The organism is Kaistia sp. SLG-1 (assembly GCF_059699055.1).
In genome coordinates this window covers 3,337,933-3,359,195 of sequence record NZ_AP048544.1, presented here as the reverse complement: position 1 = coordinate 3,359,195, position 21,263 = coordinate 3,337,933, and the positions used below count along the sequence as shown (strand labels likewise).

Sequence of the window (21,263 nt, the reverse complement as noted above, 5' to 3'; positions counted from 1 at the left end):
CCGAAACCAAGGCGCGTTAAGCATGTTTTCGGGTTCGGCCCCGGGATCCGGAGGGATGTTGCCGAAATGATACATCGTTTCTCCGCCCGCGTTCCTGCATGTCGCGCCTGAATCGGCTATCAGGGGCGGGTCAAAGTTCGGAGTTCTTATGCGCTGGTCACCCCAACAGGAAAATGCGCTCTCCGCCGTGTCTGAATGGCTGCGGCGCGGAGACAGTCCCGTCTTCCGTCTGTTTGGCTATGCCGGAACGGGCAAGACGACGCTTGCCCGCCATATCGCTGCTGATATCGACGGGGACGTCGCTTTTGCCGCCTTCACCGGCAAGGCCGCCCATGTGCTGCGCTCCAAGGGGTGCGAGGGCGCCGGCACGATTCACAGCCTGATCTACCGGCCGCGCGCCGGCGATGACGAAGAGCAGCCGGTCTTCGCGATCAACCACGAGAGCGCGGCCTCCAAGGCGGATCTGATCATCATCGACGAATGCTCGATGGTCGACGAGGAGCTCGGCCGCGACCTGCTGTCGTTCGGCACCCCGGTGCTGGTGCTCGGCGACCCGGCGCAGCTGCCGCCGGTCAAGGGCGGCGGCTTCTTCACCGAGCAGGAGCCCGACTCCATGCTGACCGAGGTGCATCGCCAGGCGCAGGATAATCCGATCATCCGCCTCTCGATGGCGGTGCGCGCCGGCGAGCCGATCGAATATGGCGAGCATGGCGAGAGCCGGGTGATCTCGCGGCGCGAGATTGATGCCGCGCAGATTCTGGCCGCCGACCAGGTGCTCGTCGGCACCAACAAGACGCGCCGGCTCTACAACCAGCGCATTCGCGAGCTGAAGGGACTGCTGAGCCCGATGCCGGCGGTCGGCGACAAGCTCGTGTGCCTCCGCAACGACAAGCAGAAGGGCCTTTTGAACGGTGGCACCTGGGTCGTCTCGGAGCTGGCCGCGCCGCGCAAGAGCCTGCTGCGTCTCGCCGTCAAGCCCGAGGAAGACGCCACCGGCAAGGCCGTGAAGGTCTCCGTCCATCCGAACTTCTTCGAGAATGGCGGCGAGGACCTGCCCTATGCGCAGCGCCGCAACTCCGACGAGTTCGACTACGGCTACGCGCTGACGGTGCACAAGTCGCAGGGTTCGCAATGGGACAATCTCGTCCTGTTCGACGAGAGCTACGCCTTCCGCGAGCATCGCGATCGCTGGCTCTATACGGGCCTGACCCGCGCCGCGAAGCGGATCACCATCGTCCGCTGAGGTATGAGGCGATGGCGCTTTCGCGCCGTCGCCCTATCGGCCGTGATCAGGCCGGGTAGACGCGTTCGGCCGGCCGGATCCGGCCGGCATTGCCGAGCTCGATGATGTAGCCGAAGTCCTTTTCGGTATCGAGATAGTAGTGCTCGTCGTCGTCGATCCGGCCGCTCTGGATCACCGAATAGCCCTTGTGGGCGAAGTCCTCGACCGCCTTCTTGCAGTCCGCATAGAACAGCTTGATGTGGTGCAGGCCCTCGCCGTGCTTCTCGAGATGTTCGTCATAGATGCTGTAGCCGGTCAGCGGCTGCATCAGTTCGAGCTGGGTATCGCCGCTCCAGGCAATGGCGATCAGGCAGGTGTGCGTCGCCGGCTTGCCGCGATAGACGTAGTCCTGAACCTTGCCGGGCTCGAACTGGTAGACGTCCCACGGACCGATGCCGAAGACCTCCCAGTGGCGCTTCATCGCCGCCTCGAGGTCGCGGACGACATAGGCGACCTGCATCGTGCCGCCTTCGGTGAATGTTCGCATGCCGGTTTCCCCTCCCTCCGGAGCGCTCGTTGGCGGCGCTCGCTTGTTGGCGTTGCGCGAGGGGCCGGGCAGGGCGGGCGCGTTCATGCCGGGCGGTGAACAGCCCGCATTCCGCCGCTGAAATCTCCCCTGCTGGACCTCCCTCCGCCGTTCAAGGCGGAGGCTCAGCTAGGCACGGGGTCGGTCAGGTGGTCAAGCAAGCGATTCTGTGGCGGCAGAGGCGACGCGCGGGTCCAGGACGGTGCATGTATGGGGCTGGATCAGTTCGCCTTGTGGGCGACCGGCAGGGCCGGGCGATGGCGCGGCAGCGGCGCGGCCGGAGCGGGCGACTGGGCCGGTGTGTCTGACGCGGTCTTGTCCTGCGTCGTCGTAAGCCGGAGCGCGGTCCGGAGCGCTGCCGTGGAATGGGGCGGAGCCGGCCGAGGCGCCGGGGCGAAGGCCGCCGCCGTGGCGTCCCGGGCGAAGCCGGAGGAGGCGCCGGCGAGCGCCAGCTCGGGCCGGGCGATGATCTCTCCGGCGTTGATCGCGCCGGCGGTCTGCGAAGCGGGAACCAGCGCCGTCGCATAGAGCAGGCCGCGCGGCGCTTCGGGCTTGGATGTGTCCGGCTTGGGTTCGGTGAGTGCGGCGACCTGGATCGGCGCCGCCGGGCGGCGGCGTGGCAGCAGCGGCATTACGATTTCCGCCTTGGCCACGACCGGCTTGGCGACCACTTCCGGCTCAGCCTTCGCCTCGACGATCGTCGGGGCAGGCTTGGCGGCGATGATGGGCGATGTGGGCTTGGAGATCGGTTTGGGGGCGGCGTCGGCGGCGTCCAGGCTGGCGACGACCAGCTTGGCGTTTTCGGGCTCGTTCGCGGCCGGCTTGGCGATTGTCCTGCCGGCGACCATCACCGGCTCGGCGCCCATCGGCACCTTGATCAGCTTGGCCAGCATGCGTTTCCGCTTGGCCTCGAAATAGTATCCGCTCTTGTAGAGGGCGTGGGCCTGGCGCTCATTGCCGCCGGCGACGATGTAGGCGTTGGCGAGATAGGCGCCGCCATAGATCAGATTGGTTTCCGCGTCGAGCAGCCCGGATGGCGGGCCGCTGTAGCCCAGGCCCTGCGCCGTATCGTGCCGGATCTGCATCAGGCCCCAATACGGCCCGTTGCGCGCCGCCGGATTGAAGGTGCTCTCCGTCTTGACCACCTTGCGCAGCAGGGCGAACGGAATGCCGTACATCTTGGCGTAGTGCGCGATGCGCGCTTCGATATCGCCTTGGGTCGGGCCGTCATTGGCCTGCGCCGCCGCCGGGACCAGGACACAGAAGAGCAGCACGAGGAGGCTGCGCATCCGGCCGGCAATTGCGGTTGTGATGCGGCCGGATCGGGGCCGCATCGGGTGCAGAGGGCTGATCAAGGAGGCTCCAAGCCTGGTTAATCGGTCGGTAAAACTCTCACGCGGCGCCCGATGAGGCAAGTCTGCTCGCAAGCAGAGGCGATCTGCGTCGCCTCCACATCCTGAATTGCCCCTCATTTTGTCGTTAAAATGGCGTTTCCGTGGCAATTGATGCGCATTGAATTGCCTGCCGCGAAAGCTATTGGCGGGCCGCGCTTGTGCCGTCGCTGCTTGCTGCTACACTCAGCCTCAACAAGGCACGCGATGAGCTGCGCGCCGGACCCATTTGTCCTGTGTCCGCGCAGCCGAAGGATTTGATGTGACAATCTCGGGCGAGGATCCGCGTATCGCGGAGTCCAGGGCGCCCGCCAGTGATTCCGCGGCCGTGCCGCAGAATCATGTCGGGACCGCCGGCGGTTCTGACCAGGGCCCCCGTGGCGCTGGGCAGGCACTGCCTGGCAAGAAGAAGGGCAGGCGGCGCAAGAAGCGCCGGCCCGTCTATGCCTCGGGCGAAAAACCGATCGAAGCGAAGGCGACCGAGCGGGGCCGGTCCGGCCCGGCCGATCGTTCGGCGAATGCGCGCGGGTATGTGCCGTCGGCCAAGGCCGGCCTTGGTGCTCCGGCGCGGCCCGCGCCTTCGCGCAATGGCGCCGCCGGGGCGCCGTCGCCCGCGCAGCGCGCGCCGTCTCGTATCGAGGAGCGTCCTCGAGCCGAAGCCGCCGCTCCGGTCGAGACGCTCTACGCCGCGCTCGATCTCGGCACCAACAATTGCCGCCTGCTGATCGCGCAGCCGCGCGAGCGGGGTTTTCGCGTCGTCGATGCGTTCTCGCGCATCGTGCGGCTCGGCGAAGGCGTCGGCCGCAGCGGCCGGCTCGGTGAGGCGGCGATGGATAGAGCTGTCGACGCGTTGCGCGTCTGCCGCTCCAAGCTCGCCGATCGCGGCGTCCTGCGCGCCCGGCTGATCGCCACGGAAGCATGCCGCTCGGCCGAGAACGGCGCGATCTTCCTGGAGCGGGTCCGCAGCGAGACGGGGCTGGCGCTCGAGATCGTGTCGCGCGAGACCGAGGCGCGGCTCGCCGTGTCCGGCTGCGCCTCGCTGATCGATCCGAATTCCAACGGCGCGCTTCTGTTCGATATCGGCGGCGGCTCTTCGGAGCTCGTTTGGATCGACTTGACGCGCCCGGCCGAGGGACGTCGCCGGCGCATGTCGGATCGGATCCGGACCTGGGCGTCGCTGCCGGTCGGCGTCGTGACGCTGAGCGAGCGCCATGGCGGCGAGACGGTGACGGCCGAGGTCTTCGAGGCGATGGTGGCGGAAGTTGCCGAGATGCTCCGCGACTTCCCGGAGGCGGTGGCGCTCGATCAGGCCGTCGCCGCCGGCAATCTCCATATGCTGGGCACGTCGGGAACCGTGACGACGCTGGCGGGTGTGCATCTCGGCCTCGATCGCTATGATCGGCGCCGGGTTGACGGCACGTGGATGACGGCCGATGAGGTCAATCTGATGATGAACACGCTGACGGGCATGGACTATGCCGCGCGGATCGCCAATCCCTGCATCGGCAGGGAACGGGCGGATCTGGTGCTGGCGGGCTGTGCCATTCTCGAAGCCATTCGCCGGCGCTGGCCCTGCCAGCGGCTGCGGGTGGCGGATCGCGGCCTGCGCGAAGGAATTCTGGTGGAAATGATGGCTGAGGACGGCGTCTGGCGGCGCTCGCCCCATCGACAGGGGGGACGTACGTCATGAGCACGACCAAGGGCAGGGGACCGGGTGGCCGCGAACTCACCGTTCGGGTCAAGACGTCGCGCGGCCGTACGGCCTCGTCGCAGCGCTGGCTCCAGCGCCAGCTGAACGATCCCTATGTCGCGCGTTCGAAGCGCGAGGGCTATCGCTCGCGCGCCGCCTACAAGCTGATCGAGATCGACGACAAGCACAAGATTCTGGCGCCGGGCATGAAGGTGGTCGATCTCGGCGCCGCGCCGGGCGGCTGGTCGCAGGTCGCGGTCGAGCGCGTCGGGTCGAGCGACGAGAACAAGCTGGTTGTCGCCATCGACTATCTGGAGATGGACGAGCTTCCGGGCGTCATCCTGTTCCAGAAGGACTTTCTCGACGAGGATGCGCCGGCGCTGCTCGAAGAGGCGCTGGGCGGCCGTGCCGATGTCGTCATGTCCGACATGGCGGCGCCGACGACCGGCCACCAGAAGACCGACCATTTGCGGACGATCCATCTCTGCGAGGTCGCCGTCGAATTCGCCCTCGACGTGCTGAAGCCCGGTGGCCACTTCCTGACCAAGGTGTTCCGCGGCGGCGCCGAGGGCACCGTGCTGACCCAGCTCAAGCAGCATTTCGCCAACGTCTACCACATCAAGCCGCCGGCGAGCCGGGCGGGCTCGGTGGAGCTGTTCCTGCTCGCCAAGGGCTTCAAGGGCCGCAAGCAGGTCGCGCGCGAGACCGAAGACGAGAGCCCGGACGAGGGCTGGCGGCCGTAGGCCGCCGAGCCGTTTGGCCCTCAGGCCCGCTCGCGCATGGCCGTGACCGGGTCGGGCGCGAGCTCCTTGGTGACGACCTTCCGTCCCGACATTTCCTCGCCGGCGTTGCGGGGCATGCGGATGAAGAAGACAACCGAGCTCAGCGCGATCAGGCCGACGACCAGGAAGGCCGGGTGAAAGTCGGCGAGGCCGAGCTGGCCGCCATGCGCCCGCATGGTCAGCTGCAGCGAGATCGCGCCCGTCGAGATGCCCAGCGATAGCGACAATTGCTGGAAGACGCTGGTCATGCTCGTGGCCCGGCTCATCTTCGCCTGCGGCACGTCGGCGAAGGAGAGGGCGTTGGCGCTGGTGAACTGCAGCGAGCGGAAGAAGCCGCCGATGAACAGCAGGCCGGTGATCAGGTGCATCGGCGTGCCGATCGAGAAGGCGGCCGGAATGCCGACGAAGATCGCCGCGATGAAGGAATTGGCGATCAGCACCGGCCGGAAGCCGAAGCGACGCAGCAGGGGCGGCGCGACGAACTTCATGGCGATGGCGCCGAGCGCCGAGACGAAGGTGATCGTGCCGGACTGGAAGGGCGTCAGCCCGTAGCCGAGCTGCAGCATCAGCGGCAGCAGGAAAGGCAGCGCGCCGATGCCGATCCGGAACAGCATGCCGCCGAAGACGCTGGCGGCGAAGCTCGGAATGGCGAACAGCGACAGGTCGAGGATCGGGTTCGCGACGCGCCGGCTGTAGAAGAAATAGGCGACCAGCAGCGCGGCGCCGCCGAACAGGCAGGCGAGCACATAGGGCCAAGGCATCAGGTTGAGCCCGAGCGAGGTCGAGCCCGTGATGAAGCCGGCGATGCCGAAGGCGGTCAGCAGGAAGCCGATGAAATCGAAGCGGACGCGCTCCTCGCCGCGAATGTCCGGAATGAAGAGCGTCGCCAGCGTCACGCCGAGAATGCCGATCGGCACGTTGATCCAGAAGATCCATCGCCAGTCGAAATAGGTGGTGATGAAGCCGCCGACGACCGGGCCGACGACCGGGCCGACCAGGGCCGGCACGGTCAGCCAGGCGAGCGCGCCCACGAGCTCGCTCTTGGACACCGATTTCAGGATCACCAGCCGGCCGACCGGCACCATCATCGCGCCGCCGATGCCCTGCAGGACGCGCGAGGCGACGATCTCCGGGATCGAGCTCGAAAAGCCGCAGCAGATCGAGCCGAGCGTGAAGAGGGCGATGGCGAGGCGGAAGACGGAGCGCGCGCCGAACCGGTCGGCGATCCATCCCGAGGCCGGGATGAAGATGGCGATGGTCAGTAGGTAGGAGGTGAGAGCCAGCTTCAGGTCGATCGGACTGACGCCGAAATCCCGCGCGATGGCGGGCAGCGACGTCGAAAGCACGGTCGAATCGAGGTTCTCCATGAACAACGCGCAGGCGACGATCAGCGGCAGGAGAATCCGGGCGGGCGGGCGATGCGGGGGCATTGAGCTCCAACTCCTTCGGCGTTTCCATGAATCGCTGAAAGGCTATAGGCTAGTTGGAGGGAGATGCTAGTCACGCTCCGCCTGGCAATCCGGTGCGCGGCACGGAGATGATCTGCTCGGCGGTCCGTCCGTGCACCTGATCAAAAAGGAACGGCTCGCCTTGGCTGCGTCGGGATGCCTCCGATGGGCTCCGCCAGCACTTCCCGAGCATCTCATCATAGGTCAAGTCGTTCCATTCCACGATGCCGCTCGCATGGTAGGAAGTCAGTTCGCCGATCTTGAGGCCGCTATCGGTCAGGTAGAAATCGACCCTCAAATGGTCGAAGCCGGCGGCTGCCCTTTCCGCCAGGCTTGCCAACAGACGCGCCGTGTCGCGGCTTAAACGATAGGATCCGACGGGAATAGCCTTTGAGCGCAGGTTCTGTTCGACCCCATTCACGTCAAACCAATTCGCAAGGCGGGTGCCTTTGCCCTTCTTGCCCGTCAGGACTCGCATCAGGACGGCCTTGCCGTGAAAGGTCATTACCTGGACCTCCGGGGGCGGGGCGCCGTCCGGGCCAGTTAGAAGCGTTTCGGCGAGGATGCGACGCGGCAGGCTCCGATACCCCCATTCGCGGGCGACATCGTAAAAGTCGATGCCAAGCCATGATTGCGCCTCGGCCCGAAGCTTCTGGCGATCAACGGAATTTGCATCGTAAACGATTGATACCATCCCCGATCCATGGTTCGGCTTCAATACGTAGCTGGATGGCAGGGTCTCCCATGCGATATGCGCGGCATCATCCCATGCACCGAGCAGAGGGACGACATAGTCTGGTCCGACGCGTTCTTCGATCAACGACCGGACGGCGAGTTTGTCGGAAACGATCTTCAGGCGCGGATCGCGGTCGAACAAGATGCGATGGATCAGGTGCTCGGAGAATGTGACAGGAGGGTTCAGGCGAGGCGTTGCGCCCATCTCCTTCTCGTAGCGCTGAATATGCCACCGCCGGACCAGCGCTTCGCCGATCCAGGGAAGTCGTGCCTGCCGCCGATTGAAGCCTTGCTTAATCCTGATTCGAATTCGCCGGAAGCTGTGGTAGAGCGACGTGTCTTTCAAGCGCATTTTCGATCTCACCACGTGGCGAGCCAAGGTCAATCACATCGTGTCTGTCTTCCTGGCGGTCGCTGTCCCAGCGGCCGTTCTCCATGATTCGGACTTCGCTGCCAAACGCGAAGAGATGGCGGGTTTATCGCCATGCGACAGGCACGGGGCGGCCCTGCGGCCAGCGCGCAGGTTCGAAGGCAGATTCTGCCGGACGAGGCTTTCCAGCGGCCGCGTTGCCATGATAGAGACCACCGCCAACCCTATTCGATGAACCCGGCCACCGGCGACCCTTGGTCCCCCGGTTGGTCTTTTGCATTCGGAGCGTTGGCCATGGCCCAGATCCTTGAATTGTCGACCGGACGCGAGGCACTCACGTTTGACGACGTGCTGCTTCAGCCGGGTCATTCGCTCGTCATGCCGGGCGAGGTCGACATCCGCACGCGGCTGACGCGCGAGATCGAGCTCAACATTCCGATCATCTCCTCGGCCATGGACACGGTCACCGAGGCGCGCCTCGCCATCGCCATGGCGCAGGCCGGCGGCCTCGGCGTCATTCACCGCAACCTCTCGCCCGAGCAGCAGGCGGAAGAGGTCCGGCAGGTCAAGAAGTTCGAATCGGGCATGGTCGTGAACCCCGTCACGATCGAGCCGGACGCGACGCTCGCCGACGCGCTGGCGCTGATGAAGGCGCACCGCATCTCCGGCATCCCCGTCGTCGAGGGCGGCGGCAGCCCGGGCCGCCTGGTCGGCATCCTCACCAACCGCGACGTGCGCTTCGCCTCCAACCCGGACCAGAAGGTCTATGAGCTGATGACCCGCGAGGGTCTCGTCACGGTGAAAGAAGGCGTCAGCCAGGACGAGGCGCGTCGCCTGCTGCACCAGCACCGGATCGAGAAGCTGGTCGTCGTCGACAAGGCCTATCGCTGCATCGGCCTGATCACCGTCAAGGACATGGAGAAGAGCCAGCTCAATCCGAACGCCGCCAAGGACGAGCAGGGGCGCCTCCGCGTCGCCGCCGCCACCACGGTCGGCGAAAACGGCATCGAGCGGACCGAGCGGCTGATCGACGCCGGAGTCGACCTGATCGTCGTCGACACCGCGCATGGTCATTCGCAGCGCGTGCTCGAGGCGGTCGAGCGGGTCAAGAAGCTGTCGAACCGGGTCCAGGTCATGGCCGGCAACGTCGCCACCGCCGAGGGCGCCCAGGCGCTCATCGACGCCGGCGCCGACGCGGTCAAGATCGGCATCGGCCCCGGCTCGATCTGCACGACGCGCGTCGTAGCCGGCGTCGGCGTGCCGCAGCTGACCGCGATCATGGAAGCCGTCGCCGCCGCCGACAAGGCCGACATCCCGATCGTCGCCGATGGCGGCATCAAGTATTCCGGCGATCTCGCCAAGGCGCTCGCCGCCGGCGCGCGCTGCGCCATGATTGGCTCGCTGCTCGCCGGTACCGAGGAGAGCCCGGGCGAGGTCTATCTGCACCAGGGACGTTCGTTCAAGGCGTATCGCGGCATGGGCTCGGTCGGCGCGATGGCGCGCGGCTCGGCCGACCGTTACTTCCAGGCCGAAGTGCGCGACACGCTGAAGCTGGTGCCGGAGGGCGTCGAGGGCCAGGTTCCGTACAAGGGCCCCGTCAGCGGCGTTCTGCACCAGCTCGCCGGCGGCCTGCGCGCCGCCATGGGCTATGTCGGTGCCGAGAATCTCGAAGCCTTCCGCGAGCGGGCCCGCTTCGTCCGCATCTCGACGGCGGGTCTGCGCGAGAGCCACACGCATGACGTGACGATCACGCGCGAGAGCCCGAACTATCCCGGCATCGGCTGACGCGCGGCCAATCCGCTGGCAGGATTGAAGGGGCAGGGGAACCTCCTGCCCCTTTTCCTGTTTTCACCCTGCCGGGCGTGCCCGGATGCTGGTCTGCACCGGCACAACCGATCGGGGGCTTCATGCTGAAAACCGCTATCCTCTGGCCGGCGATCGCGCAGTTCGCGCTGATCGCGCTTTGCTATCTCTGGCTCGGCATCACCCGCCGCGGCGCGGTTGCGAGCGGCGCCGTGCCGAGCACCGATTTCCCGCCCGGCGTCGACGAGCCGCAGGCCTCGGCGACGGCGCGCCGTCATCTCGCCAACCAGTTCGAGCTGCCGCTTCTTTTCTTCGTCGTCATCGGCTTTCTGTTCGGCGTCAACGGCACATCCATCCTGGAAGTCGTGGTCGCCTGGCTCTTCGTGGCGAGCCGCGTCATCCATACCTTCGCCTCGCTCAACGGCCCGCTGGCGCTGCGGCACCTCAGCTTTCTCGTCGGATTCCTACTGGTGGGCTTCCTCTGGCTCGACCTCGCCGTCCGTATCCTCTAGAAGCGCCGGACCATGATCCCAGCCGCACGCATCTCCGCCGCCATCGAAGTCCTCGATGATATCGCCACCCGCCGCCGCCCGGCGCCCGACGCGCTGAAGGAGTGGGGCCTCGCGCATCGCTTCGCTGGCTCGAAGGACCGGCGCGCCATCGGCGATCTCGTCTTTGACGCGCTCCGCCACAAGAACTCGTCGGCGGCTGTTGCCGGCGGCGACGACGGCCGCTCCGTCATGCTCGGCCTGTTCCACTTCCATCGCGGGCTCGACATCGCCGCGATCGAGAAGCTGTTTTCCGGTGATCGTTTCGCGCCGGCGCCGCTGACCGACGACGAACGCGCCGCGCTCAGCGTCGATCGCCTCGCCGAGGCGCCCGATTTCGTCCGCGGCGACTATCCGGAATGGATCGCGCCCAATCTGGCGCGCGTCTTCGGCGAGGATGTCGTCGCCGAGATGCAGGCGCTCGCCGAGCCGGCGCCGCTCGATCTCCGCGTCAATACGCTCAGGGCCGAGCCTGACCATGCCGCCTCCGAGCTTTCGGCGGCGATCGGCCGGGCGCCGGAGCGTCCGGCGCTCTCGACGCTCTGCCTGCGCCTGCCGCTGGAGCCGGAGCGGGGCGAGCCGCATATCGCCTCGACCGAGCCCTTCCTGAAGGGGCAGATCGAGATCCAGGATCTCGGCAGCCAGCTCGCGGCGGAATTCGCCGGCGCGCGTCCGGGCCAGCAGGTGCTCGATCTCTGCGCCGGCGGCGGCGGCAAGACGTTGGCGCTCGCGGCGGCGATGCAGAATCACGGCCAGATCTTCGCGCATGACAGCGATCGTCGTCGTCTTGCGCCGATCCACGACCGGCTGGCGCGGGCCGGCGTCCGCAACGTCCAGGTCCGCACGCCGCGGCCGAACAGCGACGTGCTCGACGATCTCGAGCATCGGATGGACCTGGTCCTCGTCGATGCTCCCTGCACCGGCACGGGCACCTGGCGGCGCAATCCGGACGCCAAGTGGCGCATTCGGCCGGGCAGTCTCGCCGAGCGCAACAAGGATCAGGCGCTGGTGCTCGAAACCGCCGCCCGCTACGTGAAGCCGGGCGGCCGGCTCGCCTACATCACCTGCTCGGTGCTTGAGGAAGAGAACAGCGATCAGGTCGCGGCATTCCTCGCCGCGCATCCCGGCTTCGCCGTTGTGCCGCCGCAGGCGGTCGTCGAGGCCTATGAGCAGGAATCGATGAACATCCTCGGCCCGGCAGTCCGCCTTCTCCAGCACGGTCTCCTGATGACGCCGCGCACCAGCGGTACGGACGGTTTCTTCGTCTCGGTCCTGACGCGCACGGCCTGAATCGGGCCATCTATCTGTGTGCCCATGCCGGGTTGCGGGCAGCTCGCCTCGACACGGCGCGGCTGCGCCGATAGAAGGGCCGCCCGGGGTTTCCCGGACTGGAGTGGCGGACGCGCCTGGTTTGTGAAGAAACCGCTCCATCGTTTTGGTTTGAACGCCGGTTTCCGGAAGGCGGTTCTCGTCGCCCGGGCCGGTGCTCCAGGAGGTCTAACTACATGCGCAGGCTGCTCAGGCTCATCGCCATTATGATCGTGCTGTTCGCCGGATACTGGGCTTACTTCGTGTTCGCCGCCGGCAATCCGAACGATCCGCTCGGCGTCGAGATCAACAAGTACTTGCCGACGTCGGCGCGCGAGTTCGCGTGCAAGAAGCTCAAGGAGCGCTTCGCCGACGCCAAGGCGCCTGAGGGTTGCGCCGAGTTCGCGTTCTGGGCCCCGGCTCCGGTCGTCGTCGAGCCGCCGGCCGCCGAGCCGGCTCCGGCTGTCGAGCCGGCCCCGGCCGCCGAGGCGCCCGCGACGCCGGCGCCCGCCGCCGAGCCCGCGCCCGTGACCGAGACGCCGGCCGCGCCGGCGGCAGAAACGCCGGCTCCGGCGGCCGAGCCGGCCCCGGCCGCGCCCGCCGCGGAGGCTCCGGCGACGGATACGCCCGCGACCGCAGCGCCCTGATCGACCCAGCGGCCCGCTCCCCAACAGGAGCGGGCCGTTTTCTTGACCTATGCACGCCGTGATCGGCAGCTCGGCGATTGCAGTTTGCGGCGCGATCGCTTAACCGAGGGGCCAATCCCCTCAGACGCCCGGACCGCCTCCATGACCGACAGCATTCTCATCATCGATTTTGGATCGCAGGTAACGCAGCTGATTGCGCGCCGTCTGCGCGAGACCGGCGTCTATTGCGAGATCCACCCCTTCCAGAAGGCCGACGAGGCCTTCGCCAGGCTGCAGCCGAAGGGCGTCATCCTCTCCGGCAGCCCGGCCAGCACCGGCGACATCGGCTCGCCCCGCGCGCCGGAGGCCGTGTTCGCGGCCGGCGTCCCGGTTCTCGGCATCTGCTATGGCGAGCAGACCATGACCGCCCAGCTTGGCGGCCGCGTCGAGACCAGCGAGCATCGCGAGTTCGGCCGCGCCTTCGTCGAGATCAAGCAGGCATCGCCGCTGTTCGAGGGCGTCTGGGAGAAGGGCAGCCGCCACCAGGTCTGGATGAGCCACGGCGACAAGGTCATGGCGATCCCCGAGGGCTTCGAGGTCATTGCCGTTTCCGACGGCGCGCCCTTCGCGGCGATCGCCGACGAGGCGCGCCGCTTCTACGGCGTCCAGTTCCATCCCGAGGTCGTCCACACGCCGGACGGCAGCAAGCTGCTCGCCAATTTCGTGCACGGCATCGTCGGCCTGAAGTCCGACTGGACCATGTCCGGCTACCGGCAGGACATGATCGAGAAGATCCGCGCCCAGGTCGGCAAGGGCAGGGTGCTCTGCGCGCTCTCCGGCGGCGTCGACTCGGCCGTCGCGGCGGTGCTGATCCACGAGGCGATCGGCGACCAGCTCACCTGCGTCTTCGTCGACCACGGCCTGATGCGCCTCAATGAGGGCGACCAGGTCGTCTCGCTGTTCCGCGAGCATTTCAACATCCCGCTGGTGCATGTCGACGCGTCCGATCTCTTCATCGGCGAGCTCGAGGGCGTCTCCGACCCGGAGACCAAGCGCAAGATCATCGGCAAGCTGTTCATCGACGTGTTCGACGCCGAGGCGAAGAAGATCGCGAGCGACGGCAAGGGTGCGCCGGAGTTTTTGGCCCAGGGCACGCTCTATCCGGACGTGATCGAAAGCGTCTCGTTCTCGGGCGGCCCCTCGGTGACGATCAAGTCGCACCACAATGTCGGCGGCCTGCCGGCGCGCATGAACATGAAGCTGGTGGAGCCGCTGCGCGAGCTGTTCAAGGACGAGGTGCGCGCGCTCGGCCGCGAGCTCGGCCTGCCGGACAGCTTCGTCGGCCGCCACCCGTTCCCGGGCCCGGGCCTCGCCATCCGCCTGCCGGGCGGCGTGACGCGCGAGAAGCTCGACATCCTCCGCAAGGCCGATGCGATCTATCTCGACGAGATCCGCAAGGCCGGTCTCTACGACACGATCTGGCAGGCGTTCGCCGTGCTGCTGCCGGTGCAGACGGTCGGCGTGATGGGCGACGGCCGCACCTATGACTCGGTGCTGGCGCTGCGCGCCGTCACCTCGGTCGACGGCATGACGGCGGATTTCTACCCCTACGACATGGCCTTCCTCGGCCAGGCCGCGACCCGCATCATCAACGAGGTCAAGGGCGTCAACCGCGTCGTCTACGATGTAACCTCGAAGCCCCCTGGCACGATCGAGTGGGAATGATTTGGGACTGTTCGGCGGTATCCGTTAATACGCCGCGCACGCCATAAAGCGCTGAAAACGAAACTACTCCCACCGATGGCAGCAGCCATCGGTGCGTATAGATCGCGCTCGACGGCCTGTCTGATGGACTTTGCCCATATTGATGGTCAGGAAAATGTGAAGTGCCGCCAGGGATGAATCTCCTGACGGTACTTTTTTGATCTGGCTCGTTGAATATACGCGGCAGTCTTCGGTCTGAGCCTCCCAGTACTGCATGACGGTACTTTTGAGAGGTGGCCCAAGATGTTGACCGATGCAGCGATCAAGACTCTGAAAGCCAAATAGCCCGAGATCGCAGTAATCGGTGCCGCAATCGACATCGAACCGTCAGGTCGACCGGAAGCAGACCAGGTCGATCTCCACCAGGGCGCCTCTTCCGAGGGCCGCAACGCCAACGGTCGTCCGGCTGGGCAGGAGCTGGTCCTGCGGGAAATGCCGGGCGTAGATGCGATTGAAGGCGGCGAAATCCCGGTCGAACTCCTTGAGGAAGATGCGGATGAACACGGTATCGTCCAGGCGATAGCCCGCATGGTCCAGGATGCGCCGGATGTTCTCGAAGCACAGTTCACTCTGCGCCTCGATGCCTTCGCGAAGCGGTGCCGCCGGATCGTCGGGGTCCGTGGGCAGTTGCCCCGTGACATGCAGCCACCCGTCGGCCTGAACGGCGTGGGAGTACAGGGACGAGGGCGGCGGCGGGCTGGCGTTCGGCACGACGTGATGGAGTTTGGTGGTCACAGACGGTTACCTTTCAGCGAAAACGTCTTGCCGAACAGATCACCGGCGATCCGTTCGATATGGCTGGCGATGTCAGGGGCTCCGGTCATTTCGCCAAAGCTTCCGCGCGTCATCGGCCCGAACGCGAACAGCCCGGGCGTCACCTGGTCGTTCGGATCGAGGACGCGGCTGGATCGATCGACGCGGAGGCCCAATCCGGCGGGGTCGAGGCAGGCGAGCTTTTGGGCAAGTAGGGCTGCGACGAGCGGGTTCGCGGCGACGTTTTTGTCCGGACCGGTGCAGAGCACGACGGCGTCGAAGCTTCGCTCTTCGACCCGGCCCCCCTTGCGTTTCAGTCGGGCCTTCAATCCATCGCCATCCGGGGCGAGGCTCGACAATCCGGCCTTCTCGATCGAAAGCGATCCTGCCGCCCGATCGCGTTCAAGCGCGGCGCTGATCTGCGGCGCGATGCGGAAGCGATGGACGTCCCAGTAGGGCAGAAGTCGGCTGAGGACACGGCGCTGTTCGGCGGCCGGCAAGCCGTTCCAGATGTCCGGCAGTTGCGCGCGCAGGCTATCGACGACGGGCTGCCAGCCCATTTCGGCTTCCGTCTCGCGAACCCGGCGCCGGATCGCCCGGAGCAGGCCGAGGGCGGTGCGCGGCGGTGGGGCGCCCTCGAAGAGGTCGATATCGGAACGAAACAGTCCGTGCGCGCCGGGGACCAGTCCACGCCTGGAAATCGCGGTGATCGGTCCGTTCCGGCCGGTCGCACGAAGGCTCATGACGACGTCAGCCATCGTCAGCCCGGTGCCGACGATCAAGATGCTGTCCTGCTCGCCGATCGCGGCCAGGGCACCGGCAGCCCAGGGATTGGGAACGAATTTCGGGTTTTTCGCGACGTCCGGTTCGATCGGACAGGGCGCCGACGGCGCCGCGTGCCCGAACGACAGGGCAACCAGATCGGCGCCGAGTTCGCCATGGGCTTCCGTCGAAATCCGCCAGGCCCCGTCGCCGCGGATCACCGCGATGGCGCTGTCCCGCACATGCCGGAACGTGATGCGGCCTCCGGCCTGCTCGATCGCGTTGCGAAGGCTCGCGGCGATAAAGGCGCCATAGGATCGGCGCGGTACATAGTATCGACCCTCGCCATCGTCGCTCCCGGTGTCCGGGAGAATACCCTGCTGGAAGAGCCAGCGCGTCGCTCCCTCGGGATCGTCCTTGGTGAGCGTCATGCGATCGCTCGGGACATTGATGCGGTGTGCCGGATCGTCGGTCCCGTAAGCGGTGCCTCGGCCCAGTTCGGCCGCCGGCTCGATGATCGTGATCTCCATGTCATCCTGGCTCGCCCGGATCGCATGGATGGCGAGGGCCGCGCCGGTAAACCCGCCGCCGATCACGACCAGACGCGTTGGAGAGCCTTTGTGCCCGTTCGTCTTCTTCAAGATCCCTCTCCCAAGGCCTGGACTGCCGCCGAAAAGCAGGCGAGGGGGGCCTCGGCAACGCCGACCCCGATCCAGCCCGATTGACCGTCCTTGTGACCGATCCCCGTGTGGATGCGGACCGGCTGCCCGGCCTCGACGACACGACGGGCGTCGAGGCCAAGTCCGACGCCGGCCTCGCCGCACAAGGCGGGGGCAATGATCGGGTTTTTGCCGATATAGAGCTGTCGCATCGCTCGCCCCGCTTCCGACGCTTCGTCCCAGTCCCGTCCCATGGTCCGGGCGATCTCCGGCGAGGCATGGGCGATCGCGCCGCCAAGCCCGTAGGCTTCGACGATCGCGCTGTCGCCGAGGTCCGCCTGGGCGTCGTCGATCGTGAAGGGGGAGAAGAAGCCGCCGACGGGAAGTACGGCCTTCGCCGTGAACCAGCGCTTGCCCGTCCCGGCGACGCGGATGCCGCAATGAACGCCGTTCCGGGATATGGCGGTAACGATGCTGGAGCCGGGAACGCCATCGGCACGATCGAGCGCGAGTTTGGCGGCCGCCATGGCGTAGTTCAGGAAGTGCTGCGGATTGGCGAAGAGCCAGGCGCGGCAAGGGTCGTCCAGGGCTGGCAGGGCCCGGATGAAGGCCATCATGCCGCCGATGTTGCGCTGGTGCACGTCGTCGCCGAGCGCCACGCCGTCGGCGACCAGGGGGAAGACGGGCAGGCCTTCGGCCGGCAGAGCCGCCGCCAGCGCCTCGGCGAGCACGTCGTCCACCCAACGCAGGCCGGCCGCGCTCGCCTCGTCATAGACGCCGAAGCGTAGGGCCCGGCGGCCGGATTCGGCCAGCGTCGCGTAGACGACGCCCGCGCCCGCCCGGTTCTCGACCCGCATCAGCTTCTGGCTGGGGCGGACGACGCCGGCCATCGGCGAGACCGTGCCGAGATCATGGTTGGAATGGAGACGGATCGCGCCGTCGAGGATCTTCTGACGCGCGCTTTCGACCGTGTTCGTCCAGCCTTCGTGGACCGCAGCACCCGCGAGCGCGTTCAGGACCAGTCGCGGAATGGCGTCCGGGGTCTCGAAAGGCGGTCCTGCGTGGCCGAGCTCGAGGTCGTCGAGCTGGAGCGCCTCCCGTGCGGTCACGATACCCGTGAGAACCGGCTCGGCCGCCTCGATGAGCCCCAGGGCCCGTGCGTTCGCGTCAGCCGACATAGCGGGCCAGGAAGCGGCGGGCGCGCTCGGTTTGGGGTTGATCGAAAAACGCCATGGGCTCTCCTGTCTCAATGACGCGGCCGCCGTCGAGGAAGACGATCCTGTCGGCGACGTCGCGGGCGAATGCCATTTCATGCGTGACGACGATCATGGTGTAGCCCTCCGCTGCGAGGCTGCGCATGACCGCGAGGACTTCGCCGACCATCTCCGGATCGAGCGCGCTGGTCGGCTCGTCGAACAGCAGGACATCGGGACGCATGGCCAGCGCCCGGCTGATGGCGACCCGCTGTTTCTGCCCGCCGGAAAGGGTGTGGGGATAGACGTCGGCCTTGTCCGCCAACCCCACGCGCTGGAGGAGCAGGCGGCCTTCTTCGATCGCCTCCGCCTTTGGCCGGCCGAGGACATGGACCGGGGCTTCGATGACGTTTCCGAGGACCGTCAGGTGCGGCCAGAGCGCGAAATGCTGGAACACCATGCTGATGCGCGTGCGCGCCTTGGCGAGCGCCGCGTTGGACATCGGGCGGATCGTCTTGTCGGGAGCGACCTCTGTCCCGAGCGGCTTGCCGTTGAGCTCGATCGTCCCCGAGGTCGGGACTTCGAGCCAGTTCAGGCAGCGCAGGAACGTCGATTTGCCGGATCCGCTCGGCCCGATCAGGCAAACGGTCTGACCCGGCTGAACGTCGAGGGAGATGTCCCTCAGGATTTCGACGCCGTTGAACTGCTTGCAGACCATGCGCGCGGAAATCGCGGGTACATTGAGATCAGCCATGACGCATCCACTGCGGTCTGCCGAGCCGGGCAACGCCGACTTCGATCACGAGGCACAGGCCCCAATAGAGTGCCATCGCCACGGCGAAGGGAGCGAAGGGCGTGAAGTAGTTCGTGTTGATGAAATTGGCCACGAAGGAGAGTTCCTGCACCGTGATGATCATGAGCAAGGCGCTGTCCTTGACCATGACGACCAGCTGATTGCCGATGATCGGCGCCGAGCTCGCCAGGACCTGCGGGAACAGGATCCGGCGATAGATCTGCCAGGGTCGAAAGCCGAAGGCGCGCGCCGCCTCGGCGTGATCCTTGGGAAGTGCGACGATGGCGGAGCGGAAGATCTCGACGAGATAGGCCGTGTTGTAGGCGACCAGCGTCACGATCCCGGCGCCCCAGGCGCTGAAGCGAAGCCCGATCCCCGGCAGTCCGTAGTAGATGACGTAGGCGAGCAGCAGAAAGGGCACACAGCGCATCAGGTCGACCGCAGCCCGGCAGATCCGGCTTACGTTTTCGCCGGCCTCCAGCAGGAGAACGGCCCCGAGCGCGCCAAGCGGAAGGCTGAAGGCGGCGCAGATGCCCACCAGCGCGATGGTGTTCAGCAGCCCGTCCAGGAAAAGCTGCCGCTGCTCCCAGATCACGGTCAAGGCACTCATGGCGAATACCCGTAGCGCTGGCTGATGCGCCGCTCGACCAGGCGCTGGCCCTGGACGAGCACCGCGATGATGAGCGTGTAAAGGATCGTCGCCGTGAGGAAGGGCGGCAGGGGACGGTAGGTTTCCGCGCCGATCCGGCTCGCCGCCCGGGTGATTTCGACGACGCCGATGACGGCGACCGCGGGCGTCCCCTTCAACAGGATCGTCATCTCGTTGGTCAGGGGCCCGATGCTCGTGCGCCAGATCTGCGGCATGATGATCCGTCGAAACAGGGTCTGTCTCGTCATGCCGAAGGCGTGCGCCGCTTCGACCTGGTCGCGTGGGAAGCTTCCCAGGGCGGAACGCCAGATCTCGCAATTGAAAGCGGCGGTGTTGAGGGTCAGCGTCAGGACGGCGGCCGGTATCGGCTGCAATTCCAGGCCGATGCTCGGCAGGACGAAGAAGACGAAGAGCGCGAACGTCACGATCGGCGTCGAGCGGACGATGCTGACATAGAAGGCGACGAGCCCGCTCGCGACGGGCACGCGTCCCCAGCGGATCAGCGCCAGGGCCAGACCCAGCGGCAGGCCCATGACGATGCCGGACGCCGACAACGCGATCGTCGTCAACGCGCCGCTGATCAGGGTAAGGAAGGCAGCCCAGGTCATGGCGGTCCTGCTTCGGAAGGGGTAGGGGCGACGGAGGCGATCGACGCCGCCTCGGGCGCGGGCCAAGGTTTCAAGGGAGCAACCTGCGGGACGGAGTCACGCAGGCCCCCAAGACCAGGCCTCACTTGGTGGTCGGCGTTTCCGGCATGTCCTTGAAGGTCGTGCCGAGCCACTCCTGCTGCAGCTGATAGAGATCGCCGCTCTTGCGGGCCTTCAGCAGGAAGTCGTCGAGATAGGCGAGCAGATCCGCATTTCCCTTCTGCACCGCCCATGCCGCGTAGGCGGGCCTGGCGACGGCCTGGCCCATCTTGAACATGCCGGGCTGTTCCTTGGTGAGGCTCGTCAGGTTGACCACGCCATTGATCACGTAGTCGAGGCGGCCATTGGCCAGATCCTGATAGGCCTCGGGAAACGACGTGTACTGCTGGACCGTGCCGAGCTGGCCGCCCGTCTTCGCCAGCATCTCCTTCAGATCCGACAGGGCGGCGTAGGAGGCGCCACCCGACTGCACGCCGACCGTCTTGCCCGACAGGTCGGCGACGCTCTTGATGCCGGCTTCATCCTGGCGAACCACGTAATATTGCGTCGCCTCGGCGATCGGCATGGTGAAGTCCAGGTTCTTGACGCGCTCCGGCGTGATGACGGCGGCGGTCAGGGCGACGTCGTATTTGCCGGAGGTGACGCCCGGCAGCAGGCCCGTCCAGGGGATGATCTGCTGTTCGACCGTGAACGACGACTGCTGCTTCAGCAGGGCCAGCAGCGCGTGGTCGAGGCCCTTGGGCGTGCCGTCCTCGATGAACTCGAACGGCTTGTAATTGTCTTCCGTCGCAACGGTCATCGAACCCTTGGACTTGATCTCGTCGAGGTTTGCCGCGAATGCGCTGGTGGCGCCACAGATCGTGGCCGTCACCAGAATGAACCGAATGGACTTGAGCATCGATTGCGTCATTGGACTCTCCTTGGCTGTTGGTGGTGCCTGCGATCGGGACCGCGAGCCGCGCAAGATGTGCAGGGGGACAAACTGCAGGGGTCAGACTGCAAGGGGTGTGCCAGACGCCGTTCTAAGCCGGCGTGGCAGGCCTGCGGACGACGAGATCGATCTCGACACGGGCGTCGTAGGCGAGGCCGGTGACGCCGACACAGGTGCGCGCCGGCAGGCGGCCCTCGGCGAAGAAACGGCGATAGGTCTCGTTGAAGACGGCATAGTCTTGCGCGAAATGCGTGAGATAGGCCCGCACCATGACGACGTGCTCGAGCCCAAGCCCTAAGCCTTTGAGAACAATGGCAAGATTGAGCATGACGTTGACGGTCTGCGCCTCGATCCCATCGGGCAGAAGGCCTGGATTTCCGGGGGTGTCGGGCATCTGCCCGGTGACGAAGACGAAGCCGTCGGTCTCGACGGCATGGCTGAACGGGGCGACCGGCGTCGGCCCGTCGGCGATCATGTGGAAGAGGGGTGCGGTGGGCTTATCGGATGACATGGTCGGCTATTCCGTTTCGGGATGGACGACATGTCATTGCAATTGGTAGGCCAGTCGGACGGTCTTGCCCGCGCGAGGCTGATGGGCCGTTC

The 21,263-nt window shown here is 66.5% G+C and carries 20 protein-coding genes; 8 read left to right on the top strand and 12 right to left on the bottom strand.

The features are described 5' to 3' along the window. Positions 1–148 precede the first annotated feature (148 nt). A complete protein-coding gene (locus tag AC6HZP_RS15245; protein WP_201399982.1) occupies positions 149–1,243 on the top strand; it encodes an ATP-dependent DNA helicase in 1,095 nt (364 codons plus the stop codon). Between the two features lie 46 nt (positions 1,244–1,289). Here AC6HZP_RS15245 and AC6HZP_RS15240 read toward each other — a convergent pair whose 3' ends face one another. Beyond that, positions 1,290–1,769 (bottom strand): VOC family protein, encoded by a 480-nt coding sequence (locus AC6HZP_RS15240; RefSeq protein WP_497523559.1) that lies wholly within the window; start codon positions 1,767–1,769, stop codon positions 1,290–1,292. Positions 1,770–2,029: 260 nt separating this feature from the next. Next, the gene (locus tag AC6HZP_RS15235; protein WP_497523558.1) at positions 2,030–3,097 is read right to left on the bottom strand and encodes a transglycosylase SLT domain-containing protein; all 1,068 of its coding nucleotides are present in this window, start codon (positions 3,095–3,097) and stop codon (positions 2,030–2,032) included. Between the two features lie 430 nt (positions 3,098–3,527). Between AC6HZP_RS15235 and AC6HZP_RS15230 the strand changes: the two genes are divergently transcribed. Both AC6HZP_RS15230 and AC6HZP_RS15225 read left to right on the top strand, forming a co-directional pair. After that, positions 3,528–4,889, top strand: a complete 1,362-nt coding sequence (locus AC6HZP_RS15230; RefSeq protein WP_497523557.1) for a Ppx/GppA phosphatase family protein — start codon at positions 3,528–3,530, stop codon at positions 4,887–4,889. Then, positions 4,886–5,632: an RlmE family RNA methyltransferase gene (locus AC6HZP_RS15225; RefSeq protein WP_497523556.1), complete on the top strand. Its 747-nt coding sequence runs from the start codon at positions 4,886–4,888 to the stop codon at positions 5,630–5,632. Before AC6HZP_RS15230 ends, AC6HZP_RS15225 begins: the two co-directional genes overlap by 4 nt. A 20-nt stretch (positions 5,633–5,652) precedes the next feature. Here AC6HZP_RS15225 and AC6HZP_RS15220 read toward each other — a convergent pair whose 3' ends face one another. Beyond that, positions 5,653–7,101 (bottom strand): DHA2 family efflux MFS transporter permease subunit, encoded by a 1,449-nt coding sequence (locus AC6HZP_RS15220; protein ID WP_497523555.1) that lies wholly within the window; start codon positions 7,099–7,101, stop codon positions 5,653–5,655. Positions 7,102–7,171: 70 nt separating this feature from the next. Continuing rightward, positions 7,172–8,206, bottom strand: a complete 1,035-nt coding sequence (locus AC6HZP_RS15215) for an ATP-grasp fold amidoligase family protein (RefSeq protein WP_497523554.1) — start codon at positions 8,204–8,206, stop codon at positions 7,172–7,174. 312 nt (positions 8,207–8,518) lie between these two features. On the opposite strand from AC6HZP_RS15215, the gene guaB reads away from it, so the two are divergent. From guaB to guaA, 5 genes are all read left to right on the top strand, one after another. Beyond that, positions 8,519–10,009: an IMP dehydrogenase gene (gene guaB / locus AC6HZP_RS15210; protein WP_201399977.1), complete on the top strand. Its 1,491-nt coding sequence runs from the start codon at positions 8,519–8,521 to the stop codon at positions 10,007–10,009. 122 nt (positions 10,010–10,131) lie between these two features. Further along, positions 10,132–10,539, top strand: coding sequence for an MAPEG family protein (locus tag AC6HZP_RS15205; protein ID WP_497523553.1), 408 nt, complete (start codon positions 10,132–10,134; stop codon positions 10,537–10,539). 12 nt (positions 10,540–10,551) lie between these two features. Further along, the gene (locus AC6HZP_RS15200) at positions 10,552–11,865 is read left to right on the top strand and encodes an RsmB/NOP family class I SAM-dependent RNA methyltransferase (RefSeq protein ID WP_497523552.1); all 1,314 of its coding nucleotides are present in this window, start codon (positions 10,552–10,554) and stop codon (positions 11,863–11,865) included. A 215-nt stretch (positions 11,866–12,080) separates the two neighbouring features. Beyond that, positions 12,081–12,530, top strand: a complete 450-nt coding sequence (locus AC6HZP_RS15195) for a hypothetical protein (RefSeq protein WP_497523551.1) — start codon at positions 12,081–12,083, stop codon at positions 12,528–12,530. A 141-nt stretch (positions 12,531–12,671) separates the two neighbouring features. Continuing rightward, positions 12,672–14,234 carry a glutamine-hydrolyzing GMP synthase gene (guaA, locus tag AC6HZP_RS15190; RefSeq protein ID WP_497523550.1) on the top strand — a complete coding sequence of 521 codons (1,563 nt, stop codon included), beginning with the start codon at positions 12,672–12,674 and terminating at the stop codon, positions 14,232–14,234. 366 nt (positions 14,235–14,600) lie between these two features. On the opposite strand, the gene AC6HZP_RS15185 is transcribed toward guaA, so the two are convergent. The 8 genes from AC6HZP_RS15185 to AC6HZP_RS15150 form a co-directional block, all read right to left on the bottom strand. Next, positions 14,601–15,008 carry a RidA family protein gene (locus AC6HZP_RS15185; RefSeq protein WP_201399972.1) on the bottom strand — a complete coding sequence of 136 codons (408 nt, stop codon included), beginning with the start codon at positions 15,006–15,008 and terminating at the stop codon, positions 14,601–14,603. Continuing rightward, entirely contained in the window at positions 15,005–16,429 is a 1,425-nt protein-coding gene (locus AC6HZP_RS15180; RefSeq protein ID WP_497523549.1) for an FAD/NAD(P)-binding protein, read from the bottom strand. Before AC6HZP_RS15180 ends, AC6HZP_RS15185 begins: the two co-directional genes overlap by 4 nt. After that, complete coding sequence (locus tag AC6HZP_RS15175) at positions 16,426–17,625, bottom strand: oxamate carbamoyltransferase subunit AllG family protein (RefSeq protein WP_497526810.1); 1,200 nt, start codon at positions 17,623–17,625, stop codon at positions 16,426–16,428. The genes AC6HZP_RS15180 and AC6HZP_RS15175 overlap by 4 nt, the downstream gene beginning before the upstream one ends. Continuing rightward, a complete protein-coding gene (locus AC6HZP_RS15170; protein WP_497523548.1) occupies positions 17,615–18,394 on the bottom strand; it encodes an amino acid ABC transporter ATP-binding protein in 780 nt (259 codons plus the stop codon). Before AC6HZP_RS15170 ends, AC6HZP_RS15175 begins: the two co-directional genes overlap by 11 nt. Then, a complete protein-coding gene (locus tag AC6HZP_RS15165; RefSeq protein ID WP_497523547.1) occupies positions 18,387–19,043 on the bottom strand; it encodes an amino acid ABC transporter permease in 657 nt (218 codons plus the stop codon). Before AC6HZP_RS15165 ends, AC6HZP_RS15170 begins: the two co-directional genes overlap by 8 nt. Then, entirely contained in the window at positions 19,040–19,690 is a 651-nt protein-coding gene (locus AC6HZP_RS15160; protein ID WP_201399968.1) for an amino acid ABC transporter permease, read from the bottom strand. Before AC6HZP_RS15160 ends, AC6HZP_RS15165 begins: the two co-directional genes overlap by 4 nt. A gap of 121 nt (positions 19,691–19,811) precedes the next feature. Continuing rightward, a complete protein-coding gene (locus AC6HZP_RS15155; RefSeq protein WP_497523546.1) occupies positions 19,812–20,639 on the bottom strand; it encodes a transporter substrate-binding domain-containing protein in 828 nt (275 codons plus the stop codon). 112 nt (positions 20,640–20,751) lie between these two features. Beyond that, positions 20,752–21,171 (bottom strand): RidA family protein, encoded by a 420-nt coding sequence (locus AC6HZP_RS15150; RefSeq protein ID WP_497523545.1) that lies wholly within the window; start codon positions 21,169–21,171, stop codon positions 20,752–20,754. Between the last annotated feature and the right edge of the window lie 92 nt (positions 21,172–21,263).